The 23,527-nt window shown below is 65.3% G+C and carries 23 protein-coding genes and 1 riboswitch; of the genes, 15 read left to right on the top strand and 8 right to left on the bottom strand.

All coding sequences use genetic code 11. The features are described 5' to 3' along the window. Positions 1-34 precede the first annotated feature (34 nt). On the top strand, positions 35-913 hold the full coding sequence (locus tag J1M86_RS05795) for an SMP-30/gluconolactonase/LRE family protein (RefSeq protein ID WP_206509182.1): 879 nt from the start codon (positions 35-37) through the stop codon (positions 911-913). Positions 914-981: 68 nt separating this feature from the next. Here J1M86_RS05795 and J1M86_RS05790 read toward each other — a convergent pair whose 3' ends face one another. Further along, positions 982-2,343 carry an FAD-dependent oxidoreductase gene (locus J1M86_RS05790; RefSeq protein ID WP_206509181.1) on the bottom strand — a complete coding sequence of 454 codons (1,362 nt, stop codon included), beginning with the start codon at positions 2,341-2,343 and terminating at the stop codon, positions 982-984. A 173-nt stretch (positions 2,344-2,516) separates the two neighbouring features. Between J1M86_RS05790 and J1M86_RS05785 the strand changes: the two genes are divergently transcribed. Genes J1M86_RS05785 through J1M86_RS05775 form a run of 3 tightly spaced genes read left to right on the top strand, consistent with a single transcriptional unit; the run spans position 2,517 to position 4,719 of the window. Continuing rightward, positions 2,517-3,044: a hypothetical protein gene (locus J1M86_RS05785; protein WP_206509180.1), complete on the top strand. Its 528-nt coding sequence runs from the start codon at positions 2,517-2,519 to the stop codon at positions 3,042-3,044. A gap of 35 nt (positions 3,045-3,079) precedes the next feature. Further along, entirely contained in the window at positions 3,080-3,493 is a 414-nt protein-coding gene (locus J1M86_RS05780; protein ID WP_206509179.1) for a rhodanese-like domain-containing protein, read from the top strand. Then, a complete protein-coding gene (locus tag J1M86_RS05775; protein ID WP_206509178.1) occupies positions 3,490-4,719 on the top strand; it encodes an O-succinylhomoserine sulfhydrylase in 1,230 nt (409 codons plus the stop codon). The genes J1M86_RS05780 and J1M86_RS05775 overlap by 4 nt, the downstream gene beginning before the upstream one ends. Here J1M86_RS05775 and J1M86_RS05770 read toward each other — a convergent pair. Then, positions 4,704-5,795 (bottom strand): isochorismate synthase, encoded by a 1,092-nt coding sequence (locus J1M86_RS05770; protein ID WP_307786538.1) that lies wholly within the window; start codon positions 5,793-5,795, stop codon positions 4,704-4,706. The genes J1M86_RS05775 and J1M86_RS05770 overlap by 16 nt on opposite strands. Positions 5,796-5,812: 17 nt before the next feature. Continuing rightward, positions 5,813-6,571, bottom strand: coding sequence for an HAD-IIA family hydrolase (locus tag J1M86_RS05765; protein WP_206509218.1), 759 nt, complete (start codon positions 6,569-6,571; stop codon positions 5,813-5,815). Between the two features lie 135 nt (positions 6,572-6,706). Here J1M86_RS05765 and J1M86_RS05760 point away from each other — a divergent pair, with 135 nt between their 5' ends. The 3 genes from J1M86_RS05760 (at position 6,707) to fgd (ending at position 9,110) form a co-directional block, all read left to right on the top strand. After that, positions 6,707-7,645, top strand: coding sequence for an NADP-dependent oxidoreductase (locus J1M86_RS05760; protein ID WP_206509176.1), 939 nt, complete (start codon positions 6,707-6,709; stop codon positions 7,643-7,645). A 1-nt stretch (position 7,646) separates the two neighbouring features. Next, complete coding sequence (locus tag J1M86_RS05755) at positions 7,647-8,021, top strand: YidH family protein (RefSeq protein WP_075838363.1); 375 nt, start codon at positions 7,647-7,649, stop codon at positions 8,019-8,021. 75 nt (positions 8,022-8,096) lie between these two features. Further along, positions 8,097-9,110 (top strand): glucose-6-phosphate dehydrogenase (coenzyme-F420), encoded by a 1,014-nt coding sequence (gene fgd / locus J1M86_RS05750; protein WP_206509175.1) that lies wholly within the window; start codon positions 8,097-8,099, stop codon positions 9,108-9,110. A gap of 156 nt (positions 9,111-9,266) precedes the next feature. Here fgd and J1M86_RS05745 read toward each other — a convergent pair whose 3' ends face one another. After that, a complete protein-coding gene (locus J1M86_RS05745) occupies positions 9,267-9,776 on the bottom strand; it encodes a nitroreductase/quinone reductase family protein (protein ID WP_075838416.1) in 510 nt (169 codons plus the stop codon). Positions 9,777-9,836: 60 nt separating this feature from the next. Between J1M86_RS05745 and pta the strand changes: the two genes are divergently transcribed. Next, a complete protein-coding gene (pta, locus tag J1M86_RS05740) occupies positions 9,837-11,912 on the top strand; it encodes a phosphate acetyltransferase (RefSeq protein ID WP_206509174.1) in 2,076 nt (691 codons plus the stop codon). Further along, complete coding sequence (locus J1M86_RS05735) at positions 11,909-13,099, top strand: acetate kinase (RefSeq protein WP_206509173.1); 1,191 nt, start codon at positions 11,909-11,911, stop codon at positions 13,097-13,099. The genes pta and J1M86_RS05735 overlap by 4 nt, the downstream gene beginning before the upstream one ends. Here J1M86_RS05735 and J1M86_RS05730 read toward each other — a convergent pair. The 3 genes from J1M86_RS05730 to J1M86_RS05720 are packed head-to-tail and all read right to left on the bottom strand — an operon-like array spanning position 13,077 to position 17,721. After that, positions 13,077-15,419: a serine/threonine-protein kinase gene (locus J1M86_RS05730; RefSeq protein WP_206509172.1), complete on the bottom strand. Its 2,343-nt coding sequence runs from the start codon at positions 15,417-15,419 to the stop codon at positions 13,077-13,079. The genes J1M86_RS05735 and J1M86_RS05730 overlap by 23 nt on opposite strands. 14 nt (positions 15,420-15,433) lie before the next feature. Then, positions 15,434-16,417: a glutamate ABC transporter substrate-binding protein gene (locus J1M86_RS05725; protein ID WP_206509171.1), complete on the bottom strand. Its 984-nt coding sequence runs from the start codon at positions 16,415-16,417 to the stop codon at positions 15,434-15,436. Next, positions 16,414-17,721, bottom strand: a complete 1,308-nt coding sequence (locus J1M86_RS05720; RefSeq protein WP_206509170.1) for a hypothetical protein — start codon at positions 17,719-17,721, stop codon at positions 16,414-16,416. Before J1M86_RS05720 ends, J1M86_RS05725 begins: the two co-directional genes overlap by 4 nt. 78 nt (positions 17,722-17,799) lie before the next feature. Between J1M86_RS05720 and J1M86_RS05715 the strand changes: the two genes are divergently transcribed. Beyond that, positions 17,800-18,639: an NUDIX hydrolase gene (locus tag J1M86_RS05715; protein ID WP_075838415.1), complete on the top strand. Its 840-nt coding sequence runs from the start codon at positions 17,800-17,802 to the stop codon at positions 18,637-18,639. On the opposite strand, the gene thiE is transcribed toward J1M86_RS05715, so the two are convergent. Further along, complete coding sequence (gene thiE, locus J1M86_RS05710; protein WP_206509169.1) at positions 18,636-19,334, bottom strand: thiamine phosphate synthase; 699 nt, start codon at positions 19,332-19,334, stop codon at positions 18,636-18,638. The two genes, J1M86_RS05715 and thiE, sit on opposite strands and share 4 nt — an antisense overlap. 27 nt (positions 19,335-19,361) lie before the next feature. Further along, a riboswitch (TPP riboswitch) is annotated at positions 19,362-19,475 on the top strand. Here thiE and thiO point away from each other — a divergent pair. From thiO to J1M86_RS05685, 5 genes are all read left to right on the top strand, one after another. After that, positions 19,475-20,527: a glycine oxidase ThiO gene (thiO, locus tag J1M86_RS05705; protein ID WP_206509168.1), complete on the top strand. Its 1,053-nt coding sequence runs from the start codon at positions 19,475-19,477 to the stop codon at positions 20,525-20,527. Its footprint overlaps the riboswitch before it by 1 nt. Then, positions 20,524-20,721, top strand: coding sequence for a sulfur carrier protein ThiS (gene thiS, locus J1M86_RS05700; protein ID WP_075838359.1), 198 nt, complete (start codon positions 20,524-20,526; stop codon positions 20,719-20,721). The genes thiO and thiS overlap by 4 nt, the downstream gene beginning before the upstream one ends. A gap of 31 nt (positions 20,722-20,752) precedes the next feature. After that, the gene (locus tag J1M86_RS05695) at positions 20,753-21,511 is read left to right on the top strand and encodes a thiazole synthase (protein WP_075838414.1); all 759 of its coding nucleotides are present in this window, start codon (positions 20,753-20,755) and stop codon (positions 21,509-21,511) included. A gap of 133 nt (positions 21,512-21,644) precedes the next feature. After that, a complete protein-coding gene (locus tag J1M86_RS05690; protein ID WP_075838413.1) occupies positions 21,645-22,589 on the top strand; it encodes an ABC transporter ATP-binding protein in 945 nt (314 codons plus the stop codon). Then, on the top strand, positions 22,589-23,386 hold the full coding sequence (locus J1M86_RS05685) for an ABC transporter permease (RefSeq protein WP_075838358.1): 798 nt from the start codon (positions 22,589-22,591) through the stop codon (positions 23,384-23,386). Before J1M86_RS05690 ends, J1M86_RS05685 begins: the two co-directional genes overlap by 1 nt. The last annotated feature ends 141 nt before the right edge of the window (positions 23,387-23,527 follow it).

Raw genomic sequence — 23,527 nt, 5'->3', positions numbered from 1 at the left:
GTTTCGGCACCTCGGGGCCCTGTCCGATGTTTGAATGCGAAGCATGAAACCCGACGTCACCGTCGTACTCGACGGATACACATATTTCGAATGTCCACGCTGGCACGACGGCCGAATCTGGGTGTCGGACTTCTACAGTCACCGAGTCATCTCGGCGCAGGCAGACGGATCGGACGTCCGCGTCGAAGCCGAGATCCCGCAGCAACCGTCGGGACTCGGGTGGCTGCCGGACGGCCGACTGCTGGTGGTGTCGATGCGCGATCACACCATCCTCCGCCGCGAGGACGACGGCTCGCTCGTCGTGCATGCAGACCTGTCCGCCCACGTGAAGGCCAACCTCAACGACATGCTCGTCGACGACCGTGGGCGCGCGTACGTCGGCAACTTCGGCTTCGATCTGATGAACATGGCGACGCCCGATACCGCCGACCTGATTCGGGTCGATCCGGACGGTTCTGTGCGAGTGGTGGCCGAGGATCTGTACTTCCCGAACGGCATGGCTTTCACCGGCGACGGTGAGCTTCTGGTCGACGAAACGGTAGGCAACCGCATCAGCGCTTTCGCGGTGCGTCCCGACGGATCACTGGGGGAGCGGCGTGATTGGGCGAAGTTCGCCGAACTGCCCGATATGAGCGATATGGCAACGGCGCTCGGTCAGCTCGTGGTCGCGGCCGACGGCTGCTGCATCGATACCGATGGATCGCTGTGGGTGGCCGACGCCCTGGGCCAGCGAATCGTGCACGTCGAACCGGGCAAGGGCATCGTCGATCAGCTGGAGTTCGACACCGGTGTGTTCGCCTGCGGATTGGGTGGTGACGACGGACGCACCTTGTTCGTCTGCGCTGCGCCCGATTTCAACGAACACCAGCGCAAGGTCGAGACCGAGGGAAAACTGCTGGCTGTGCGCGTGTAGGCGCTACGCGCATGTGAGTGGTTTTACATAGCCCGCTATGTAAAACCACTCACATGCAGCGGAGCTGCCTAGGCCTTGTCCGGCTCCGACGCCTTGAGCATGTCGTGGCGTTCGACGACCTTGACGCGTTCGCGGCCTTCGGGTTCACCGAGGGAGCGTTCGTGGGCGTCGAGGCGGTACCAGCCGTCCCAGGTGGTGAAGGGGACCTGCTTGCCTTCGAGAAAGTCCGTGACAGCCTGCTCGGCGGGTTCAGCGGCGCCTTCGAAGGTCGGTGCGTCCTCGAGGAGGCAGGCGACGGTTTCGTTGGCGTCACCCTTGGTGTGACCGATGAGGCCGACAGGTCCGCGCTTGATCCAGCCGGTGACGTAGGTGCCCGGCACGTGCGCACCGTTTTCCTGCACGCGTCCGGCTTCGTTGGGGATGGTGCCGGCTTGTTCGTCGAAGGGGAGTTGGCTGATGTTCTGGGAGAGATAGCCGACGGCGCGGTAGACGGCTTGGACGTCCCAGGTGTTGTAGTTGCCGGTGCCCTTGACGTTGCCGGTGCCGTCGAGTTCGGTGCGTTCGGTGCGTAGGCCCGTGACTTTGCCGTCCTCGCCGAGGATTTCGGTGGGGGATTCGAAGAAGTGAAGGAAGAGTTTGTGGGGGCGGTTGCCGGCGTCGCGAATGGCCCAGTCCTGCAAAGTGTTGGCGACCATATCGACCTGCTTGGAGCTGCGACGGGCCTGCTCTGAGCCCTCGTCGTAGTCGATGTCCTCGGGGGCGACGATGACTTCGATGTTGGGTGAATGGTCGAGTTCGCGCAGTTCGAGGGGGGTGAACTTGGCCTGTGCCGGTCCGCGGCGACCGAAGACGTGGACTTCGGTGGCCTTGTTGGTCTTGAGGCCCTCGTAGACGTTGGCGGGGATCTCGGTGGGGAGCAGTTCGTCGCCGGTCTTGGCCAGCACGCGGGCGACGTCGAGCGCGACGTTGCCGACGCCGAGGACGGCGACCTTCTCGGCGTCGAGTGGCCAGGTGCGGGGAACGTCGGGGTGACCGTCGTACCAGGAGACGAAGTCGGCTGCGCCGTAGCTGCCATCGAGGTCGATGCCAGGGATGTTCAGTGCGCGGTCGGCGTTTGCACCGGTGGAGAAGATGACGGCGTCGTAGAAGCGGCGGAGATCATCCAAGGTGATGTCGGTGCCGTAGTCGATGTTGCCGAGGAGGCGGACCTGCGGCTTGTCGAGGACCTTGTGCAGGGCGGTGATGATGCCCTTGATGCGGGGGTGGTCGGGGGCAACGCCGTAGCGGATGAGACCGAAGGGCGCAGGCATGCGTTCGAAGAGGTCGATGCTCACGTCTGTGTCGGACTTCATGAGGGCGTCGGCGGCATAGATGCCGGCTGGTCCGGCGCCGACGATGGCAACGCGGAGAGGACGAGTCTGGTCAGTCATGTGCAGCGAACTACCTTCGTCGATGGCAAGTGCGGACACCCCAGCATAAATTAAGTGTTACCTGATCTGGGCTGGCGGGCCAATGTTGACTCTAGTGCCCGTGGTGCCCTGCCGACCCGAGACCGTCAACCCCGGCGAGCGGCGCCTCGGGGACGGGAGGGAAGATTGCACCCATGGCGTCGTGGCGGGAGCGAAGAGAGCAGTGGATCGAAAGCCGTGAGGAAGCGCAGAACAACGCTTCCGCAGCGGCTGCCGAAGCAGGGGAGCGACGCCCGGCCACCGCGTGGCCGTTCCTGATCGCCGTCGCAATCGTCGTGCTGGTGCTCGGCGCTGTCGTCATAGCGTCGAGGGTTTCGCCCGCGGAGAACAACGTCACCCAGGCTCAACTTCTGACGGACAGCATCTCCGATTTCGTCCGAGCGCAGAACGAGGGCGACGCTGATCTACTGCGCCGGGCCACTTGCGAGGCGCAGGTGGCGCGGTTGATACCGGGCAGCGACGCCGATTACTCCTCGGCGCGGGCGGACGAGGTGGCCGAGAACGGGAAAATGGAAGTCGACGGTGTGCCGACCGGCTACGAGGTGAACGGTGACCGCGGTCTCGTCACGGTTACCACGAGATTCGACGAGACCGACGCGACGTCGACCGAACAATGGCGATTCGTTCGCGTCGACGAGAACTGGCTGGTGTGCAATGTCTGAGTTGTCGATATTGCCGGGTGTGGAAGGCTGAAGCAGTGACTTACGCAGGTGACATAACGCCGCAGGCGGCGTGGGAGCTTCTCCGCGACGATCCCGACGCGGTTCTGGTGGACGTGCGCACCCACGCGGAATGGCAGTACGTGGGCGTGCCGGACACGTCGTCGCTCGAGCGCCCTACTCATCTGATCGAGTGGGTCCGCTACCCGGATGGCGCCAGAAACAACAACTTCGTCGACCAGTTGAAAGCGGCGGGCGTCGACGGCCACCGCCCAGTGGTGTTCCTGTGCCGTTCCGGGCAACGGTCCATCGGTGCCGCCGAAGCTGCCACGGCCGCCGGAATCGGGCCGTCGTACAACGTTCTCGACGGGTTCGAAGGTGCGACGGACGCCGACGGTCACCGCGGCGCTGTCGGCTGGCGGGCGGTCGGCTTGCCCTGGAGGCAGTCATGACCGAGAAGAAACTTCCGCATGGCGGGGGCTTTTCGAAGCCGCTGCCCGAGGGCGTCGGTCAGGGAACGCTCGGGGTTCGCGGTGGGCTCATGCGTTCCGGTTTCGACGAGAACGCCGAGGCGTTGTATCTGTCGTCCGGGTTCGTCTACGAGAGCGCCGGGGCCGCTGAGCAGGCGTTCACCGGTGAGATCGACCACTTCGTCTATTCCCGCTACGGCAATCCGACGGTCAAGATGTTCGAGGAGCGGTTGCGGCTGATCGAGGGCGCGGAGGCGTGCTTCGGCACCTCCAGCGGTATGTCCGCCGTCTTCACGGCGCTCGGTGCGCTACTGAAGTCCGGCGACCGTCTGGTGGCCGCGCGCAGCCTGTTCGGTTCGTGCTTCGTCGTGTGCAACGAAATCCTCCCCAGGTGGGGCGTCGAAACCGTTTTCGTCGACGGCGAGGACAACGCGCAGTGGGAGGAAGCGCTGTCGGTTCCCACCACTGCGGTCTTCTTCGAGACGCCGTCGAACCCGATGCAGTCCCTCGTCGATGTCGAGCGCGTCTCCGAGTTGGCCCACGCTGCGGGTGCGACGGTGGTGCTGGACAACGTGTTCGCGACGCCGCTGCTGCAGCGCAGCCTCGCACTCGGCGCGGACGTCGTGGTGTATTCCGGTACCAAGCACATCGACGGTCAGGGCCGGGTGCTCGGTGGCGCAATTCTGGGCTCCCGTGAGTACATCGATGGTCCGGTTCAGACACTGATGCGCCACACCGGTCCTGCGCTCAGTCCGTTCAATGCGTGGACGCTGCTCAAGGGCCTCGAGACGATGCCCGTACGAGTTCGGCACGCGACGGCGTCGGCGCTGGAGATCGCGACATTCCTCGAGCAGCACCCCGGGGTGTCCTGGGTGCGTTACCCGTACTTGGCCTCACATCCGCAGCACGAGTTGGCGAGGAAGCAGATGAAGGGCGGCGGAACCGTCGTCACCTTCGCGTTGGAAGCATCGGAGGGTGAGGGCAAGAAGCGAGCCTTCGAGCTGCTCGACGCCCTGCGCATCATCGACATCTCCAACAATCTGGGCGACGCCAAGTCCCTCATCACCCACCCGGCCACCACCACACACCGCGCCATGGGACCGGAAGGCCGTGCAGCGGTAGGGCTCTCCGACAGCGTGGTGCGCATTTCGGTCGGCCTGGAAGACACCGAGGACCTCATCGCGGATCTGGTTCAAGCGCTGGGATAGCCGAACGCGGCGAGGATGGTGCCGAACTTCGCTGTCGTCTCGGCGAGTTCTGCGTCGGGGTCGGAGGCCTCGACGATGCCCCCGCCCGCTGTGGCGAGGCCCGTGCGGCCATCGGCGGCAAGTTCGATTCCGCGTATCGCCACCATCCATTCGCCGTCACCGCTCTGATCGGTCCACCCGACCGCCCCTGCGTAGAAACCCCGAGGCCCCTCGATCCGGGCGATCGCGTCCATGGCGGCGCGCCTGGGCACGCCCGCTACCGCCGGGGTCGGGTGCACGGCGAGTGCGAGGTCCAGCGCAGTGATGGCGGGGTCGCGGAGTTCACCGGTGATCGGAGAGCTGAGGTGCCACAGCTGCGGAGTGCTACTGAGCTGCGGGATGTCTGGCACGTCGATTCTGTTGCACATGGGCCCCAGCGCAGACCGGATCTCGTCGACGACGAAGCGGTGCTCGGCCTGATCCTTCGCGCTGGCCGCCAGTCGGTCGGCGATGGCGGCGTCCTCGGCCGGATCGTCACTGCGCGCTGCGGTTCCGGCAAAGGGATGGCAGGACACCGTTGTGCCGCGTTTTCGGATCAGCAGTTCCGGGCTCGAGCCGACGAGGAACTTCCCGTCGTAGTCGGGCCCGGCGGCGGACAGGTCTGCTGCGTAACCGTTGCCGAGGGGGTCGGTGCGCACCAGTTTTTCGAGTAGAGACAGGGGATCGATGGTCGAGTCTGCGTCGAGGCGCAGTGACCGCGCGAGCACGACCTTCTGCGCGTCACCGCGCCGAAGCGAGGAGACGAGCGCCCGCACCCGCTCCACATGCACCGCGCCAGCAGGTATCCGATCACCGATCCGCACCTGAGGCAGCGGCGGTAGAGACAGATCGGGCTGCCATGGCCCGTCGGACCCACGCAGTTCGACGGGCCGCCACAACGCAATCGGGTCGGTCACGTCGAAGGGCAGAGCGCCGACGACGACTCCGCCGGCCCGGACTGCGGCAACGGCGTCGGGGAGCGAGCGATATCTGCATTCGACGCCGCGCCCCTCGATGCTGTACCCGGCACGCGAAAGTACGAACGACGGGCGGTCCACCGGAAAAGCTCGTGGCATCAGAAAGGCGACTGGGTGCGCCCGACGAGGTCGGCGACGGAATTGATCACCTTCGTCGCCCGATACGGGTAGTTCTCGACGGACTCGATCGTGGAGATGCCGGTCAGCACGAGGATGGTCTGCAGGCCCGCTTCCAGTCCGGACAACACGTCGGTGTCCATGCGATCACCGATCATCAGGGTGCTCTCGGAATGGCCGCCGATCGCTCGCAGCGCCGACCGCATCATCAGTGCATTGGGTTTGCCGACGTAGTACGGCTCTTTCCCGGTGGCCTTGGTGATGAGCGCTGCGACCGAGCCGGTGGCGGGAAGCGAACCCTCGCGTGAGGGTCCGGTGGCATCGGGATTGGTCGCGATGAAGCGCGCACCTTTTTCGACGAGGCGGATGGCGGTGGTGATCGCCTCGAACGAATAGGTCCGTGTTTCGCCCAGCACCACGTAGTCGGGATTCGAATCGGTCAACGTGTAGCCGATGTCGTGCAAGGCCGTCGTGAGACCCGATTCGCCGACGACGTAGGCGCTGCCGCCGGGACGCTGGTTGCCCAGGAAGTTGGCAGTCGCCAGTGCAGAGGTCCAGATCGACTTCTCGGGAATGTTGAGGCCGGTCCAGGCCAGCCGAGCGCGCAGATCGCGTGGGGTCCGAATGGAGTTGTTGGTCAGCACGATGAACGGCGTGTCGTTTTCCTGGAGCTCGGCGAGAAACACGTCGGCCCCGGGTATGAGGTGGTCCTCATGCACCAGGACGCCATCCATGTCCATCAAGTAGGTCCACTGCTGCGGTTCGTCCGGTGAGCTCACGCCACCATTGTGCGCTACGCGAGCTCTCGCCGGTCGTGCACCGGTGAGAGCTCACGTAGCGGGAACATCCGATCTGCCGGATCCGTTGAGCAGCTCATGACACGAGTAGCGGTGGCAACAGCTTTCGGAGGTCCCGAGGTACTACGCATCATCGACCGAGAGGTGGGCAGTCCCGGGGCCGGTCAGGTCCTCGTCGATGTCCGAGCCATCGGCGTCAATCCCTTCGACTACAAGGTGTACAGCGGATCCTTCGGGACGGACGAATCCACCCTTCCGCTGTCGTTGGGCAGCGAAGCAAGTGGCGTCGTCACCGCGGTCGGCCCGTCGGCAACGGGGCCGGGTGGCCCGATTTCGGTGGGGGACGAGGTCATCGTCTCGGGTGTCAAAGGTGCCTACGCCGAGGAACTGCTGGTATCGGCAGATTCGGTCGTGCCGAAGCCTTCTGATCTGACATGGGAGGCTGCCGCCGGCCTGTTCGCGGCCGCTGGAACTGCGTTCGACGTCCTTGCCGTGACACAGGTGAGCGCCGGTGACACAGTGCTCGTGCACGGCGCTGCGGGTGGCGTCGGGTCCATCGTCGTGCAACTTGCCCGTGCTCGAGGCGCCCACGTCATCGGCACCGCGCGGGCGATCAATCACGACGCGCTTCGCGCGTACGGCGCCGAGCCGGTCGAATACGGTGACGGTCTGCTCGAGCGGGTACGCGCCCTCGCAACGGAAGGTGTCGACGCCGCGATAGACACAGCGGGCACTGACGAAGCCGTCGACGTCTCGCTCGAATTGGTACCGAACAAGGCGCGAATCGTGACGATCGTGGCATTCGGCCGCGCGGAGGCCGACGGCTTCCTGTCGGTCGGTGGGAACGCCGAGAGCGGTGTCCGTCGCAGGAATGCGCGATTGGAGCTGGTGAAGGCCGCCGGCGCGGGCGATTTCACCGTGCCGATCGCCAAGACGTTCCCGCTCGACGAGGTCGCGCAAGCACACCAGGAGCTGCAGTCCCAGCACCCGCGTGGCAAGTTCATCCTGCTGCCCTGAGATGTGGGCAACGGTGCATCATGGTGGAGTGACAGACGATCCTTCCACTCGCCCGGACGAGCGGTTCACCCTCGCCAGCGAAAGAACCTTCCTCGCATGGATGCGAACTTCGCTGGGTCTACTGGCCGCCGGCGTGGCGGTTCTGCATCTGGTGCCCGACTTCAGTACCGGCTGGGTCAGGACGACGCTCGGACTGATCCTGATACTGATGGCCGCATCGGCATCGATGATCGGGTTGCGTCGGTGGCTTCAGGTGCGAACGGCGCTCCAATCAGGCGCTCCGATGCCCGAGGCGAAGGAGCTGTGGCTTTTCGCGGTCGGCATCGGCGGTATGGCGGTACTGGCCGCGGTCGTGACGGTGCTGGGTATCGAGTGAGAGGTCCGGTGCAGATGCGTGCCGGGCTCGAGTGCACAATCGAAGCAACAGTGACTTTCAACGAGGGAGTAGCGCGTGGCACAGGCTCTGAAGCTCGGGTACAAGGCGTCGGCTGAGCAGTTCGGTCCGCGTGAACTCGTCGAACTCGGCGTACTCGCCGAACAACACGGCATGGATTCGGCGACGGTCAGCGATCACTTCCAGCCATGGCGCCACGAGGGTGGGCACGCGCCGTTCTCGCTGGCCTGGATGACGGCCGTCGGCGAGCGTACGGAGAACATCCAGCTCGGCACCTCGGTGATGACACCGACCTTCCGCTACAACCCGGCAGTCATCGCGCAGGCCTTCGCAACCATGGGCTGCCTGTACCCCGGACGGATCATGCTCGGCGTCGGCACCGGTGAGGCACTCAACGAAATCGCCACCGGATACAGCGGCGAATGGCCCGACTTCAAGGAGCGGTTCGCCCGTCTGCGCGAGTCGGTGCGGTTGATGCGTGAGCTGTGGCTCGGGGACCGCGTCGATTTCGAGGGCGAGTACTACACCACCAAGGGCGCATCGATCTACGACGTTCCCGACGGCGGCATCCCCGTCTACATCGCGGCCGGCGGTCCCGTCGTCGCGCGCTACGCGGGGCGGGCCGGTGACGGATTCATCTGCACCTCGGGCAAGGGGATGGAGCTCTACACCGACAAACTCCTGCCCGCCGTCGAAGAGGGGGCAGGCAAGGCCGAACGCGACTCCGGCGAGATCGACAAGATGATCGAAATCAAGATCTCCTACGACACCGATCCAGAACTCGCGTTGGAGAACTGCCGCTTCTGGGCCCCGCTGTCACTGACGCCGGAGCAGAAGCACTCCATCGAAGACCCGATCGAGATGGAGAAGGCCGCCGACGAACTCCCGATCGAACAGGTCGCCAAGCGCTGGATCGTCGCCTCGGATCCCGACGAGGCCGTCGAGAAGGTCAAGCAGTACACCGATGCGGGCCTGAACCACCTCGTCTTCCACGCCCCCGGCCACGACCAGCGGCGGTTCCTCGAACTGTTCCAGCGCGACCTCGAGCCGAGGCTCCGCAAGCTGGGCTGATCCCGCCCCGCCGGTACCCCGCCTCGCAACGGTTAGACGGTTGCAATGGCCCATTCATGCCGGAAGCGGGATGCCGGAAGCGGGATGCCGGAAGCGGGATGCCGGAAGCGGGATGCCGGAAGCGGGATGCGGCGAAGAGGATGCAAAAGGCCCGGCTCAGTCCGCGGACAAGGCGAACATTCGCATGTCGCGGTCGGTTCGGTTCTTGTACTCGCCGTACACGCGCACCATTTCGTTGAAGGCGTCGTAGATTCGGACCTTCTCGGCGCCGGTCACCGGGGTCGCGGTGACGGGAATCTTTCTGCCCCCGATGGCGACGGTGGCGCGCGGTTCGGCGAGCAGATTCGATGTCCACGCTGGATGATGCTGCTGCCCGAAGTTGCTGCCGACTACGTAGAGCCGATCGTTCTCGCGGTAGTACAGCAACGGGGATGTCCGCGGCTGGCCGGATTTGCGGCCGGTCGTGGTGAGCAGTATTACGGGCGCCGCGATGGGCCCGAGGACGGTGAAGCGTCCGTTCGAACGTTCGAGGAGCTTGCGGTCGATGCCTGCCAGGTTGCGGATCACCCAAGATCCGGGTTTCGTCGCTGCGAATGCGATGGCGGGTTTACGGATGAAGCTGGATTCGCTGCCCCAGCGGACGTCGGGAAACGGTGATTCGGCCATGGTTGTAGCTGACTCCAGCGCATCACTGTCTGTCAACATCGAACCGCTACGCTGACGGGCATGGCCGAGCCAGCATCGAGCATCTACATCGCCTCTCCAGAAGGCGACACCGGAAAATCGACCATCGCTCTCGGGGTGCTGCAGATGTTGTGCGCCTCTGCCGCCCGGGTCGGCGTCTTCCGGCCCATCGCGCGGTCCTCGACGGAGACGGACTACATCCTCGAACTTCTCATCGATCACACGACGGCGGATCTGTCCTACGAACAATCACTCGGTGTCTCCTACGAGGCGGTGCATGCCGATCCCGACGCCGCGCTCGGCGAGATCGTCTCTCGCTTCCACGACGTCGCGTCGCAGTGCGATGCGGTGGTCATCGTCGGCAGCGACTACACCGATGTCGGCAGTCCGAGCGAACTGGGCTTCAACGCGCGCATCGCGGCGAGCCTGGGAGCACCGGTGCTTCTGGCGCTGCGCGGGGCGGACAGAACTGCCGACGAGGTCCTCCAGTTGGCGCAGCTGAGTCTGTCCGAGCTGCACAACTATCATGCGCACCTCGCTGCTATCGTCGCCAATCGGTGTGATCCGGAGGCCCTGGACGAGATCACCGCTGCGCTGGAACCATTGGGTGTACCCGCTTGGAGCCTGCCGGAGATCCCGCTGCTCATGGCCCCGACGATGGCCGAGTTGCTCGAGGCGGTCCACGGCAAGCTCTACAGCGGTGACGTGGAACTGATGCAGCGAGAGGCCCAGCGCGTCATGGTCGGTGGCATGACCGCCGAGCACATTCTCGAACGGCTCACCGAGGGCGTCGTCGTCATCGTGCCGGCGGATCGGTCGGATGTTCTGCTGGCACTCGTCAACGCCCATGAGGCCGAGGGCTTTCCCTCTCTGGCAGGGATCGTCATGAACGGCGGCATCGAACCGCATCCGGCAATTGCTCGCCTCGTCGCCGGACTGGGTCCGAGGTTGCCGATCCTGACCACCGAGCTGGGCACCTTCGACACCGCCTCGGCTGCGGCGAAGGCGCGCGGGCGGGTGGCGGTGGGTTCGCAGCGCAAGGTCGACACTGCCCTGAGCCTGATGGAGCAACGCGTCGACGCCCGGACACTCCTCGATCGACTCGAACTGGAAATTCCCTCGATCACCACTCCGCAGATGTTCGAGTACCAGCTCATTCATCGTGCTCGCGCCGACCGCAAGCACATCGTGCTCCCCGAGGGCGGCGACGACAGAATCCTCCGCGCCGCGGGTCGCCTGTTGCAACGACAGGTGGCGCAGTTGACCATCCTCGGCGAGGAAGGCCCGATCCGCAGGCGTGCAGCCGAACTCGGAGTCGACCTCGACGGGGCGCAGGTGCTCGACCCCAAGACCTCGGACTATGCCGAGGAGTTCGCGGCCGAGTACACCGAGATTCGCAAGCACAAGGGCATGCGCATCGAGCGGGCCCGCGAGGTCATGTCCGACATCTCGTATTTCGGAACCATGATGGTGCACAAGGGCATCGCCGACGGCATGGTGTCCGGCGCCGCGCACACCACGGCGCACACCATTCGCCCGTCCTTCGAGATCATCAAGACAGCAGATGGCGTCAACACCGTCTCGAGCATCTTCCTGATGTGTCTGTCGGATCGAGTTCTCGCCTACGGGGACTGTGCGATAGTGCCCGACCCCACGGCCGAGCAGCTCGCAGACATCGCGATCTCCTCGGCGGCCACGTCGGCGCAGTTCGGGATCGAGCCACGCGTGGCAATGCTGTCCTACTCCACCGGGGATTCCGGTTCCGGCGTGGACGTCGACAAGGTCCGCGAGGCGACCCGGCTGGTACGGGAGCGCAGCCCGGAATTATTGGTGGACGGGCCTATTCAGTACGACGCGGCGATCGAGCCGTCGGTGGCGAAGTCGAAGCTGCCCGACTCCGTCGTCGCCGGACGCGCGACAGTGTTCATTTTTCCGGACCTGAACACGGGCAACAACACGTACAAGGCGGTCCAACGGAGCGCTGGTGCGGTGGCCGTCGGCCCGGTCCTGCAGGGCTTGCGGAAACCCGTCAACGACCTCTCCCGTGGTGCGCTGGTGGAGGACATCGTCAATACCGTTGCCATCACCGCCATCCAAGCGCAGGGCATCGCGAAATGAGTGTGCTGGTAGTCAATTCGGGGTCGTCGTCGGTCAAGTTCGAGCTGGTCGATCCCGATTCCGGTGACTCGATCGCCGCCGGACTGGTCGAGCAGATCGGTGAACTGCAGGGCCGCGTCGTGCTCGACTACCGCGGTGAGACCATCGAGAAGCGTCGGGAGATCGCCGACCACGCCGTCGGTCTGGCGGTGGCCTTCGAGATACTCGCGGGCGCTGGAGTCGAACTCGGCGCCGATGTCACTGCGGTCGGCCATCGCGTCGTACACGGCGGTGACGTCTTTCACGAGCCGACGCTGATCGACGAGAACGTGCTGCAGCAGATATCGGATCTCAGTTCACTTGCACCGTTGCACAACCCGCCGAATGTGCTCGGTATCGAGGTCGCCCGCCGACAGCTGCCGAATGTGCCGCATGTCGCGGTGTTCGATACGGCGTTCTTCCACTCGCTGCCCGCGGCCGCATCGACCTACGCCATCGACCGCGAGATCGCGAAGAAGCACCACATCCGCCGGTACGGCTTCCACGGCACCTCGCATCAGTACGTCTCGCTGCGGGCCGCCGAGTTCCTGGGTCGCGAGGATCTGAATCTGATTGTGCTGCACCTGGGCAACGGGGCGTCTGCGTCAGCGATCGAAAGCGGAACCCCGATCGACACCTCGATGGGGCTGACACCGCTCGAAGGTCTCGTCATGGGTACGCGCTGTGGAGATATCGACCCCGGTGTCGTCATGCACTTGCGCCGCAGCGCCGACATGGATGTCGACGCGATCGACGAGCTCCTCAACCGGCGGTCGGGCCTCGCGGGCCTCGCCGGGGTCAACGACTTCCGCGAGCTGGGCAAGCGTATCGACGACGGCGACGCCGACGCGATCCTCGCGTACGAGGTCTACATCCATCGCCTCCGCAAGTACATCGGTGCCTACATGCTCGCGCTCGGAAGACTCGATGCCATCATCTTCACCGCCGGGGTCGGTGAGAACGCCGCCGGGGTTCGGGCGGACGCGCTCGCGAATCTTCGAGGTTTCGGCATCGAGATCGACCCGGAGCGAAATATGATGCGCAGCAAGGATGCTCGCGTCGTATCGGCGGAGGGTTCGGCGGTGACCGTTCTCGTGATTCCCACCAACGAGGAACTCGCCATCGCGCGTGCAGCGCAGAAGCTGGCTAGAACAACGACTGGGGTCTGATCGCGTTCGCCAGATCGACCAGCGTGTAGCGATGCGCTCGGTCGGTGGCGTTGCGGGCGAGTGCACGCAGGCCCGTCTCGGTCCCGGTCCGCAGGCCGTGTTCGGTGAACGGTACGCCCAGGATCGGTTCGCGTTCGGCCTCGACCGCGTGGCCGGAACGAACCCAGTCCATCGCCATCGCCAATACCAGCGTGCGCATCTGCAGAGCTCTCGGTTCCCGTCGCGGCAACATCGCGACACGCCTCGCGGCCTCTCGGAAGTCTGACTCCTCGAGATCGGGTGCCGGCCGGTCCATCAGTAGCGTGAGCACACTCGTCATGCGTGCGACGGCATAGTGCCGCGAACTGATCGGAACCTGATCCAGGACGGCTACGGCCCCGGCGGGGTCGCTGCGATACATCATCTGACGGGCCAGGCCGAACGCGGAGCTGACGACGGCGCGGTTGGTCCGCCAGACCGATCGATAATACGTCTCGGCGCACACACGCCATTTCTCGTGTTCCTCGGCCGAGGGGAGAATGCCCTCGGTGATCAACTCGGCGCTGGCAGCGAGCGCGATCTTCGGTGCCAACTCGCCGGGGAGGGCGTCGAGTACCTTCTCGAAATGCTTCGAGGCGGCGACGAATTCGTTTCTCGAGAGGTCGAGAAGGCCGGCGTACCACTCGACCCGCCACGGATCCGGACCGTCGGTCTGCACCTGCGCGAGCACCGACTCGGCCGTACCGAAATCGCTCAGGTCGATGTGTGCCTTGACCTCCGCCAGGGTGATCTCGAGGCCACCGGAGGAACCGTCGGCGAACCGTTCGATCCCGTTGCGTCGCGCGTGCGCCAGAGAATCGAGCGTCTGCTGCGGCTCGCTGTGTACTGCAGCGGCGAGCAGTGGCGCACTCGGATCGAGGGGATCGACCAACGGGACCGGCAACGCGGCAACCACGTCGCGAGCGTTGATCCGGTCGCCGCGCACCTTGCCGTCGACGTACGTGTCGGTTCGCCCGACCGATTCCTCGGTGCCGAAGGTGGTTCGCGGTGGACTGAACGCCGTCGACAGGCCAGGCCGCTCGGTGCCCGTTTGCAGCGCCAGGATCTCGCGGAGCACACCTGTCGCCTGGCTGGCGAGAATCTCCGCCGACGCGAAGCGCTGCGTGGGGTCGAGGTTGGTGGCGCGCACGAGCAGTCGGTGGAACGACGGGTACTTCCGCAGCACCTCGTGATCGTCCGGGGACGGAATGCCCGGCGCGTACTTGCCCTTGGTCGAGGGCATGTCGAGCGTCAGAACAGCCAGGGTACGGCCCGCGGTATAGATGTCCGACGCCACCGTCGGGCCGGTCTCGACGATCTCGGGAGCCTGGTAACCGGCTGTGCCGTAAAGGAATCCGTAGTCCTCCACCACTGCGACCGCACCGAGATCGATCAGCTTGATCTGATCGTCGGTCACCATGATGTTCTCCGGCTTCAGATCGTTGTAGACCAGACCGATGGAATGCAGATATGCCAGCGCGGGTAGGACTTCGAGCACGTACGCGATGGCCTGCTCCGCGGGCATGCGGCTCCCGTCGGGGCGAGCGGACAGAATATCGCGCAGCGAGCGGCCACCGACGTACTCCATCACGATGAAACCGATCTTGGTTCCATCGGCGCGTGACTGCTCGACGAAGTTGTAGATCTTCACCACACCCGGATGCGCCACCTCGGCGAGGAACTGACGCTCCGCGACCGCGACAGCATGCGCCTCGTCGTCGCCGAAATGCAGCAGTCCCTTGAGCACCACCCAGCGGTCGCTGACGTTGCGGTCGATAGCGAGATAGATCCAGCCGAGGCCGCCGTGAGCGATACATCCCTGCACCTCGTACTGACCGGCCACCAGGTCGCCGCGCTCGAGCAGGGGAGAGAAATCGTACAGCGATCCGCAGTGCGGGCATGTGCCCGAAGGCTGATCCGGTTGGCCGTCATCGCTGCGACCGACGGGCGAATTGCATTTCCAGCAGAATCGCTTCCGCTGCGGCACCGCCGGATCGGACATCACCGCGGTAGCCGGATCGACCGGGTCCACTCTGGGGATCTCGACGAGGCCTCCGCCGAGCCGTCGCTTGGTGCTCGTGCGACGCGATCGATCCGACCGCGTGCGTCCCGACGTGCGCGTTGAGCGAACCGGCGACGGGGCGGTGGCCTGGGTGCGGTCGGAGGGCTCGGTGCGTTCGGTGGCCTGGGTGCGTTCGGTGGCCTGGGTGCGTTCGGATGCCTGGGTTCGCTGGGATGCCTCGGTCCGAGCTGCCGGCGCGGTGGCGGGGCCGGTGGGGGTTTCCGGATCTCGGATGCTCATCTGTGCCGCTCCCGTCAGTCCACGTACTGCGGTGACGGAGGGCCGGGAGAGCTACCCATGACGGCAAGCCAGCGGTTGTAGGACCTGTTCCAGGTGCCGTCGGCGCGGATGCGCTCGAGGGTGCCGTTGACGAACCGAACCAGATCGTCGCTGTCTTTCGCGATGCCGACGCCGTAGGGCTCGGGGCTCAGACTTTCACCGACGATCTCCAGGTAGGGGTCCTGGGCAGCGAGACCGGCGAGGATGGTGTCGTCGGTGCTGATGGCGTCGACCTGTCGTTGCTGCAGCAGCACCAGACAATCCGACCACATCGCCGCCGTGAGGATCTGTGCAGTCGGCACGATGCGCTGCAGCCGGCGAAGCGAGGTGGTGCCGTCGACCGCGCACACGCGACGATTGGCCAGATCCGCAACGCCTCTGACCCCGGACCCGCGGACCGCCAGAACTCGATGCTGCGCTTGGAAATACACCGTCGAGAACGACACTTCCTCCTTGCGGGCGCACGTGATGGTCATGGTCTTGACCACCACATCCACCGTCGACTCCTGCAGTGCTTCGATGCGCTCGGCGGAGGTGAGGATGCGGAAGTCCACGCGGTCCGGATCGCCGAAGAGATCGCGTGAGATCTCGCGGGCGATGTCGACGTCGAAACCCACGAGTTTGCCCGTCATCGGATCGCGAAAGCTGAACAGGTTGCTGCCGGTGTCGAGGCCGACCGTCAGACGTCCGCGCTCGCGAATCGCGTCGACCGTCGGAGTGGGCGGCGCATCCTCGGGCGCAATTCCGGCCGGCGTCGGGCGCAGACTCGCGGTCGGCCGCTCGCACTGGACTTCCGGGGAATCCGCCGCCGGTGCGGTGGTCACCGGACCGGCCCCGTCTGGAAGAGGAGGTTCGATGTAGCTGCGGTCCGGTTCCGGTGGCAGCGCCTCGGGGGAAACACAACCGGCGACGAGAACGCCGACGAGTACGAGGAGAACAAGCGACAGCAGACGGTTCACAGGTACTCACGCAACCTCGGTATGAGTCCGACGATCACTGCCCCCGCGGCGGTGATGGTCAGAATGACTGCACCCGAATCCAATCCGGTCAACGCCGTCTTGGCGAGCTGGACGTTGGCACGTAGGTCTGTTCGGGCCTGATCGATGCCGTCGGCGAGCATGTTGTCCAACGTCCTGAACTGGACGCCCGAATCGGCGATACCGCTACCGGTGGCAATGGTGACTGCGGTGTTGAAATCGCCGATGGCCAATGCGTCTTCCACGCGGTCGTGCGCGTCTTCCCACATGGTCAGCACATCGGTCATCGCATTGTTGCCGTCGAGCACCTCCCGCAGACTCTGCGTGTTGGCCTCGAATTCGAGGTTGTATTCGCGCGTATCTCCGCGCCGAACCAGGTTGAGGGTCTCGTCGGATCGAGCCTGCTGCGCGAGAATGAAGCCGGTGGTCAGATTCTGAAGCGGTGCGACGCCCTTGTTCAACGCTCGATCGGTGGCCGTCGCCGAGATCAGCCCGGCCACGAGCATCCAGCCGAGCAGAATCGTGATCAGCCCTGTGGCGGTCAGGAAGCCCAGATTCAGAGTGCGATGGGTGCGTCGGGACAGATACACCTGGGCGAGAACGAGCAGCACCAGCGTCAACACGATCAGGGCGATCGAGAAGACCGGGGGATGGACGAACCGTTCCTGATCGGCCGACACCCGCGCTGCCTGCTCCTGGTAGAGCCCTTCGGCGCGGGGCAGCAGTGAGGTCTGCATCAGTGTCGACGCCTCACCCAGGTACGAGGACGCCACAGGGTTGCCGCTGCGGTTGTTCGAACGCGCGGTCTCGATCAATCCGGTGTAGACCGGCAACGCCGCGCCGATCTCCGTCAGCGCGACGAGGGCTCCGTCGTCCGCTTCGCCGAGACCCCCGGATGCGCGGATCAGCTCACTGCCTGCCTCGCCGATGGCCTGGGTGTACCTGTCACGGACTTCCTGCGGTTCGAGACCGCCCGAGATGAACGCAGTCGACGCGGCAGCGTCGGCCACCGACAGGGAACCGTAGAGATTCTGGGCGGAGTTGGCGAACGGTTCGGTCTGCACGAGAAGCGTGTCGAGCGTTTCGGCGCGATCGGCGAGGGCCACCGAGGTCACCACACCGGCGACCACCGAGACCACCGCCAGCAGGGCCCCGAGCAGGATCATGCGAGCAGGAGTCGAACGTGCCACGCGGCGCAGTTCTTCGCGGCGCGGGTCACGCTCCGAAGCCGTAGCTGCCGTCGTGGGAGGGACGGCAGCAGTTGGTGTAGTGCCGACCACGTTCACAGGTGCGAGCATATAAGTTCTCTCGGGCCGCACGTACGTGGAACGCCGCTCTCGTGTGGTTCACCTATGGTGGTCGGTATGCGCGGCGATGGTGACGGGTGGGTAGTCGGGGAGAACGGCACACGGCACTGGGGCAAACACGGCGCAGCCGGTCTACTCCTCCGCGCGCCTGCCCCTGATGGTGGGCCGACGGTATTGCTGCAGCACCGGGCGCTGTGGAGTCACCAGGGCGGCACCTGGGCGTTGCCGGGCGGGGCCCGCGACTCGCACGAGAGCAGCGCACACGCCGCAGTTCGGGAGGCACACGAGGAGGCCGGGATCGGCCTCGAACACCTGCGGGTGCGAGGTGAGATGATCACCTCGCGCGTCGAGAGCGGATGGTCCTACACCACGGTCTTCGCCGACGCCGAAGTGCAGCTCGATACGATCCCCAACGGCGAAAGCGTCGAACTGCGCTGGGTTCCCGAGGACATGGTCGATCAGCTGCCCCTGCATCCGGGGTTCGCCGCGAGCTGGCCGACGCTGCGCACCGAGACGTTGCGTGTGCTGCTGGACACCGCCAATGTGCTGGGCTCGCGGCCCGACGGGTGGTGGCGCGATCGAAGCGGTGCCACCGCAGCCCTGCTGTCCTCACTCGCCGCGGCGTTGCCCCGGACCGTCGAACTACCCGGCGGCGGTTTCGGATGGCTACCGCAAGTGGAAGCAGTGCTGGAAGGCGAGGCGCGAAATGCCCGATTCGAGGACGGCCGCGTGCCGGTGATCCATGCGTCGGGCAGTGGAGACGACGAACTTGCGCGACGGGCACACGACGGCGGCACCCTCACCGCCCTCGTCACCGCCGACCGTGGCCTACAGCAGCGACTGCCGACCGACGTTCGGGTACTGTCGCCGTCCACAGTGCTGAGCTGGCTCGGTTAGCGTCGCGGGCGCAGCATCTCGGCCAACTCGCGCGCTGCGGCCTGCGGATCACGGGCCTGCGTGATGGCCCTGACCACGACGATTCGATCGGCACCCGCCGCGAGCACCTCGTCGACATTGCTCGCATCGATACCCCCGATGGCGAACCACGGCCGCGTCGGCGCGGCCTCGGCCGTGCTGCGCAGCAGGTCGAGCCCGGCGGCGGTCCGATTGGGTTTGGTGGGCGTCGCCCAAACCGGACCCGTCGCAAAGTAGTCGACCCCATCTTCGATGGCCGCAAGACTCGCCTGGTTGCGGTTCTGTGTCGAACGGCCGATGACCACGTCCGGGCCGAGGATCCTGCGGGCGTAGTGAACAGGAAGGTCGCCCTGCCCGAGATGCAGCACATCAGCGTTCGACGCCAAGGCCAGGTCCGCTCGGTCGTTGACGGCCAACAGCGCACCGTGCCGTCGCGTCGCCGCCGACAGGACAGCCAGCGCGGCGAGCTCGTCCTTGGCTTCGAGCGGACCGAACTGGCGCTCGCCTGCCGAATTCTTGTCGCGGAGCTGGATGATGTCGACGCCACCGGAGAGGGCAGCCTCGGCGAAATGGGCCAGATCGCCGTGCTCGCGCCGGGCGTCGGTGCACAGATACAACCGAGCCGACGCCAGACGTTCGCGTGCCGACTCGTTACGTGAGCTCTGAGTGGGTTGCACGCTGCAAACGGTAGTCTGTCGGGGAGTTCATGAATACACGGGAGTCCTGGGGTTCGCGGGGCTGAGAGTGGACGCGTTACGTCCTTACCGTCAACACCTGAACCGGATCATGCCGGCGCAGGGAGTGAGGTGGTGTGTAGATGTTGCCGACATTGGCGGTAGTCGGAGGCGGTGTGATCGGGCTCGCCGTGGCCGTACGTGCCGCACGTGAGGGTTGGTCGGTACGGCTCTACGATCCTGCGCTCGGATCCGGCGCGTCATGGGTGGCCGGCGGGATGCTTGCCCCACTGTCCGAGGCATGGCCGGGTGAGCATCGACTGCTCGCGCTCGGCGCGCACTCACTGGAGCGGTGGCCGGAGTTCGGGCGCTCGCTCGGCACAAACGTGTTCACCGCGAGCGGGTCGCTCACCGTCGCACTGGACGCCGCAGACGCGGCCGATCTTCGCACCATCGCCGAATTTCTGGGGCAGCAGGGGTTTTCGGTCGAGATGCTCTCGCGGGCGCAGATACGGGAGCTCGAGCCTTCGCTGGCGCAGAACATACGCCTCGCCATCCACGCGCCCACCGAACTGGCCGTCGACAATCGTGCGTTGGTGACGGCGCTGCGCGAGGCGGCATCGCAGGTGGAGTTCCTCGCCGAGGAAGTGACCGATCTCGAGGCCATCAACGCCGATCAGATCGTGGTCGCTGCCGGCGCGAACACCGCCTCGCTGCTGGCGGGGATGCCGGTTCGAGCGGTCAAAGGCGAAATTCTGCGGCTGCGTCGCCGACCCAGCGCACCGCCGCCGCCGACCCGCACTGTCCGGGGCAGCGTCCACGGCCGACCGATCTACCTCGTCCCGCGTGGCGACGGGTTGGTCGTCGGCGCGACACAGCACGAAACAGGTCGAGACACGCAGGTCACCGTCGCGGGTGTCCGAGATCTGATCGCCGACGCGGAACGTTTGATGCCCAGCATCGGCGAATACGAACTGCACGAGTGCTCGGCCGGGCTCCGACCCGCCAGTCCCGACGGACTGCCCGTCATCGGCAGGATCTCCGATCGGGTCATCGTCGCCTCCGGGCACGGACGCAACGGAATCCTGTTGACACCCATCACCGCAGACGCGGTATCGGCACTCCTCGCCGGCGACGTACTCCCCGAAGCAAAAGCCGCCGACCCTTCGAGATTCGAGAAAGTTGCACACCCATGATCACAGTGAACGGTGAAGACCACGTTCTCCCCGGCGACCTGACGATGCGCCAGTTGCTCGAACACCTGTCGATGCCGGAGAAGGGTATAGCCGTCGCCGTCGACGGAACAGTCCTGCCGAAAAGCCGGTGGGACCTCACCACCGTCGAAAAGGGCTCGAAAATCGAGATACTGACGGCGGTGCAGGGTGGTTGAACATGGTCATTCCGCAGGCTCCACTCCCGCCGTGGTTGAGTCACTGAGGATCGCTGACCGCACCTTCACCTCCCGGCTCATCATGGGCACCGGGGGAGCGGCGAACCTGGCGGTGCTCGAAGAAGCCCTGCTCGCCTCGGGGACAGAGCTGACCACCGTGGCGATGCGGCGCGTGGACTCGGCCGGGGGAACCGGTGTGCTCGATCTGCTCCGCAAGCTGAACATCGCGCCGCTGCCCAATACGGCGGGATGTCGCGGTGCGGCGGAAGCGGTGCTGACCGCGCAACTCGGGCGCGAGGCGCTCGACACCGACTGGGTCAAGCTCGAGGTCATCGCCGACGAGCGGACCCTGCTACCCGACGCCATCGAACTCGTTTCGGCCGCAGAGCAACTGGTGGACGACGGCTTCAAGGTGCTGCCGTACACGACGGACGACCCGGTGCTGGCGAAACGACTCGAGGACATCGGCTGCGTGGCCGTCATGCCGCTCGGTGCTCCTATCGGAACGGGTCTGGGCATCTGTAACCCGCACAACATCGAGATGATCGTAGAGGCAGCAGGGGTGCCGGTGATCCTCGACGCCGGCATCGGGACCGCGAGCGATGCAGCACTGGCCATGGAACTGGGATGCGACGCGGTGTTGCTCGCAACCGCCGTGACCCGTGCCAAGGATCCCGCCCTGATGGCGTCGGCGATGCGTCATGCGGTATCGGCGGGCTTCGAGGCACGTCGGGCCGGGCGGATTCCGAAGCGATTCTGGGCGCAGGCCAGCTCGCCGGAGGCGCCGTAGCCGCATGTGCGTGGAAATACATGACAGGACACGTATTTCCACTCACCTAGGGGTCGGGTCATCCCAAAGGATGACTCAGGTCGCGACTCGCGGGCGATGTGCGCAACCCCTGCCATAGGGGACAGTGAGCACCATGATCGAAGTAAAGGGACTGACTAAACAGTTCGGTGCCACGAAGGCGGTCGAGGACCTCACCTTCACGGTAAAACCGGGCATAGTGACGGGCTTCCTCGGACCCAACGGTGCGGGCAAGTCGACGACCATGCGGATGATCCTCGGATTGGACCGCCCCACCAGCGGTACAGCATTGATCGAGGGCAAGCCGTACAACCAACTCAAGCAGCCACTGCGTACCGTCGGAGCACTCCTCGACGCCAAGTGGGTGCACCCCAACCGTTCGGCGAAGGCACATCTCGAGTGGATGGCCGCCTCCAACGACATCCCGAAATCGCGTGTCGACGAGGTTCTGCGGCTGGTCGGCCTGACCGATGTCGCGAAGAAGAATGCCGGCGGGTTCTCCCTCGGCATGTCGCAGCGTCTCGGATTGGCCGGTGCCCTGCTGGGCGATCCGAAGGTGTTGCTGTTCGACGAGCCCGTCAACGGCCTCGACCCCGAGGGTATCGTCTGGATCCGAAAGTTCATGCAGCGGTTGGCAGCTGAGGGTCGTACCGTTCTTGTCTCGAGCCACCTGCTGTCCGAGATGGCGCAGACGGCCGAACACCTCGTCGTCATCGGGCGAGGAAAGCTCATCTCCGATTCGTCGGTGCAGGAGTTCATCGATCACGCGTCGGAGGCATCGGTGCGGGTCCGTGGTCCGCAGCTCGACGCGCTCCGCAGCGCCCTGACCTCCGCCGGACTCACCGTCCGAGAGCCGGGAATCACCGAGGAGCTCCAGCCGACCCTGGTGGTCACCAACTCCACGACCGATGCGATCGGCGAGATTGCGGGTAGAGCAGGTCTCGTGCTTCACGAATTGTCCTCGCAAAGAGGATCTTTGGAGGAAGCATTCATGAAGCTCACCGGTGACGACGTTCAGTACCACGGCGCAGGCGCCGAGACAATGGGAGGTGCACTCTAGTGGGTGTCCTGACAGCAGAACGCATCAAGATCACCTCCACGAAATCACCGTGGTGGTGCACCATCGCCGTGATCGTGCTCGGGCTGGGCCTGGCAGCGATCGTCGGCTTCACCTCCAAGTTGGGCCTCGATTCCTACAAGGACGAACTCGCACAGGGAAATACGCCGAACTTCGAGCCCTTCATTCCGTCCGCCTTCGAGGCAATAGGCGCAGGTGTCGGCGGCTTCGGAGTCATGGTTCTCATGATCCTGGCGGCCCTGACTGTCACCAGTGAGTACCGGTTCGGAGTCATCCGGACGACCTTCCAGGCGATTCCGAATCGCAGCTCCGTGCTGATCGCAAAGGCCTTGCTGGTCGGTGTATTCGGCTTCGTTCTCTCCTTCATCCTGGCGATCGGCGCCCTGTACCTGTCGCGAGCACTCGCCGGCGACGAAGCGGGCGCGCTGCTCAGCTTCGATGTCGACGGCACGTGGCGTGTCGTCTACGGCACCGCGATCCTGGCCTTCCTGCAGATCGTCGTCGCAGTGGGCGTCGGTGCGCTGCTCCGGCAGTCGGCAGGCGCTATCGCGCTACTGTTGCTGTGGCCGTTGGTTATCGAGAGCCTGTTCGCGCTCTTCGGTTCGTTCGGCCGAGCAGTCCAACCGTTCCTTCCCTGGATGAACGCCGGATACTTCCTCGGTCAGGACGGCGGGGTCGACTTCCACTGGGGTCCCATCGGTGGTCTGATCTACTTCATCGTCTTCACCGCGATCGTGTTCGGGGCCGCACTGCTGGTCACCAATCGCCGCGACGCGTGAGCTGTACTGCGGTTAGACATCCCAGGGCCGTAATTTGTCAAGCGGCGGTGGGTTGTTGTTCCGTTCGGTGTGCCCAGGCGATGTGTTCGTCGTATTTGGTGCGGTGTCGTAGGCAGCCGTGCAGTAGTCCGACGAGTCGGT

This window comes from Rhodococcus sp. KRD197 (assembly GCF_017168235.1).
Classification (GTDB): domain Bacteria; phylum Actinomycetota; class Actinomycetes; order Mycobacteriales; family Mycobacteriaceae; genus Rhodococcoides.
This window is presented reverse-complemented; position numbering and strand designations above follow the sequence as displayed.

Bases quoted from the DNA above. Each gene is read 5' to 3' on its own strand.
- J1M86_RS05715 (WP_075838415.1), top strand. From the start codon at position 17,800: ATGCGCGGCGATGGTGACGGGTGGGTAGTCGGGGAGAACGGCACACGG.
- pta (WP_206509174.1), top strand. From the start codon at position 9,837: ATGGCCGAGCCAGCATCGAGCATCTACATCGCCTCTCCAGAAGGCGAC.
- J1M86_RS05735 (WP_206509173.1), top strand. From the start codon at position 11,909: ATGAGTGTGCTGGTAGTCAATTCGGGGTCGTCGTCGGTCAAGTTCGAG.
- J1M86_RS05760 (WP_206509176.1), top strand. From the start codon at position 6,707: ATGACACGAGTAGCGGTGGCAACAGCTTTCGGAGGTCCCGAGGTACTA.
- J1M86_RS05765 (WP_206509218.1), bottom strand. From the start codon at position 6,571: ATGGACATGGATGGCGTCCTGGTGCATGAGGACCACCTCATACCCGGG.
- J1M86_RS05785 (WP_206509180.1), top strand. From the start codon at position 2,517: ATGGCGTCGTGGCGGGAGCGAAGAGAGCAGTGGATCGAAAGCCGTGAG.
- J1M86_RS05730 (WP_206509172.1), bottom strand. From the start codon at position 15,419: ATGAGCATCCGAGATCCGGAAACCCCCACCGGCCCCGCCACCGCGCCG.
- thiS (WP_075838359.1), top strand. From the start codon at position 20,524: ATGATCACAGTGAACGGTGAAGACCACGTTCTCCCCGGCGACCTGACG.
- J1M86_RS05745 (WP_075838416.1), bottom strand. From the start codon at position 9,776: ATGGCCGAATCACCGTTTCCCGACGTCCGCTGGGGCAGCGAATCCAGC.
- J1M86_RS05795 (WP_206509182.1), top strand. From the start codon at position 35: ATGCGAAGCATGAAACCCGACGTCACCGTCGTACTCGACGGATACACA.
- J1M86_RS05690 (WP_075838413.1), top strand. From the start codon at position 21,645: ATGATCGAAGTAAAGGGACTGACTAAACAGTTCGGTGCCACGAAGGCG.
- J1M86_RS05775 (WP_206509178.1), top strand. From the start codon at position 3,490: ATGACCGAGAAGAAACTTCCGCATGGCGGGGGCTTTTCGAAGCCGCTG.
- J1M86_RS05790 (WP_206509181.1), bottom strand. From the start codon at position 2,343: ATGACTGACCAGACTCGTCCTCTCCGCGTTGCCATCGTCGGCGCCGGA.
- thiO (WP_206509168.1), top strand. From the start codon at position 19,475: ATGTTGCCGACATTGGCGGTAGTCGGAGGCGGTGTGATCGGGCTCGCC.
- J1M86_RS05755 (WP_075838363.1), top strand. From the start codon at position 7,647: ATGTGGGCAACGGTGCATCATGGTGGAGTGACAGACGATCCTTCCACT.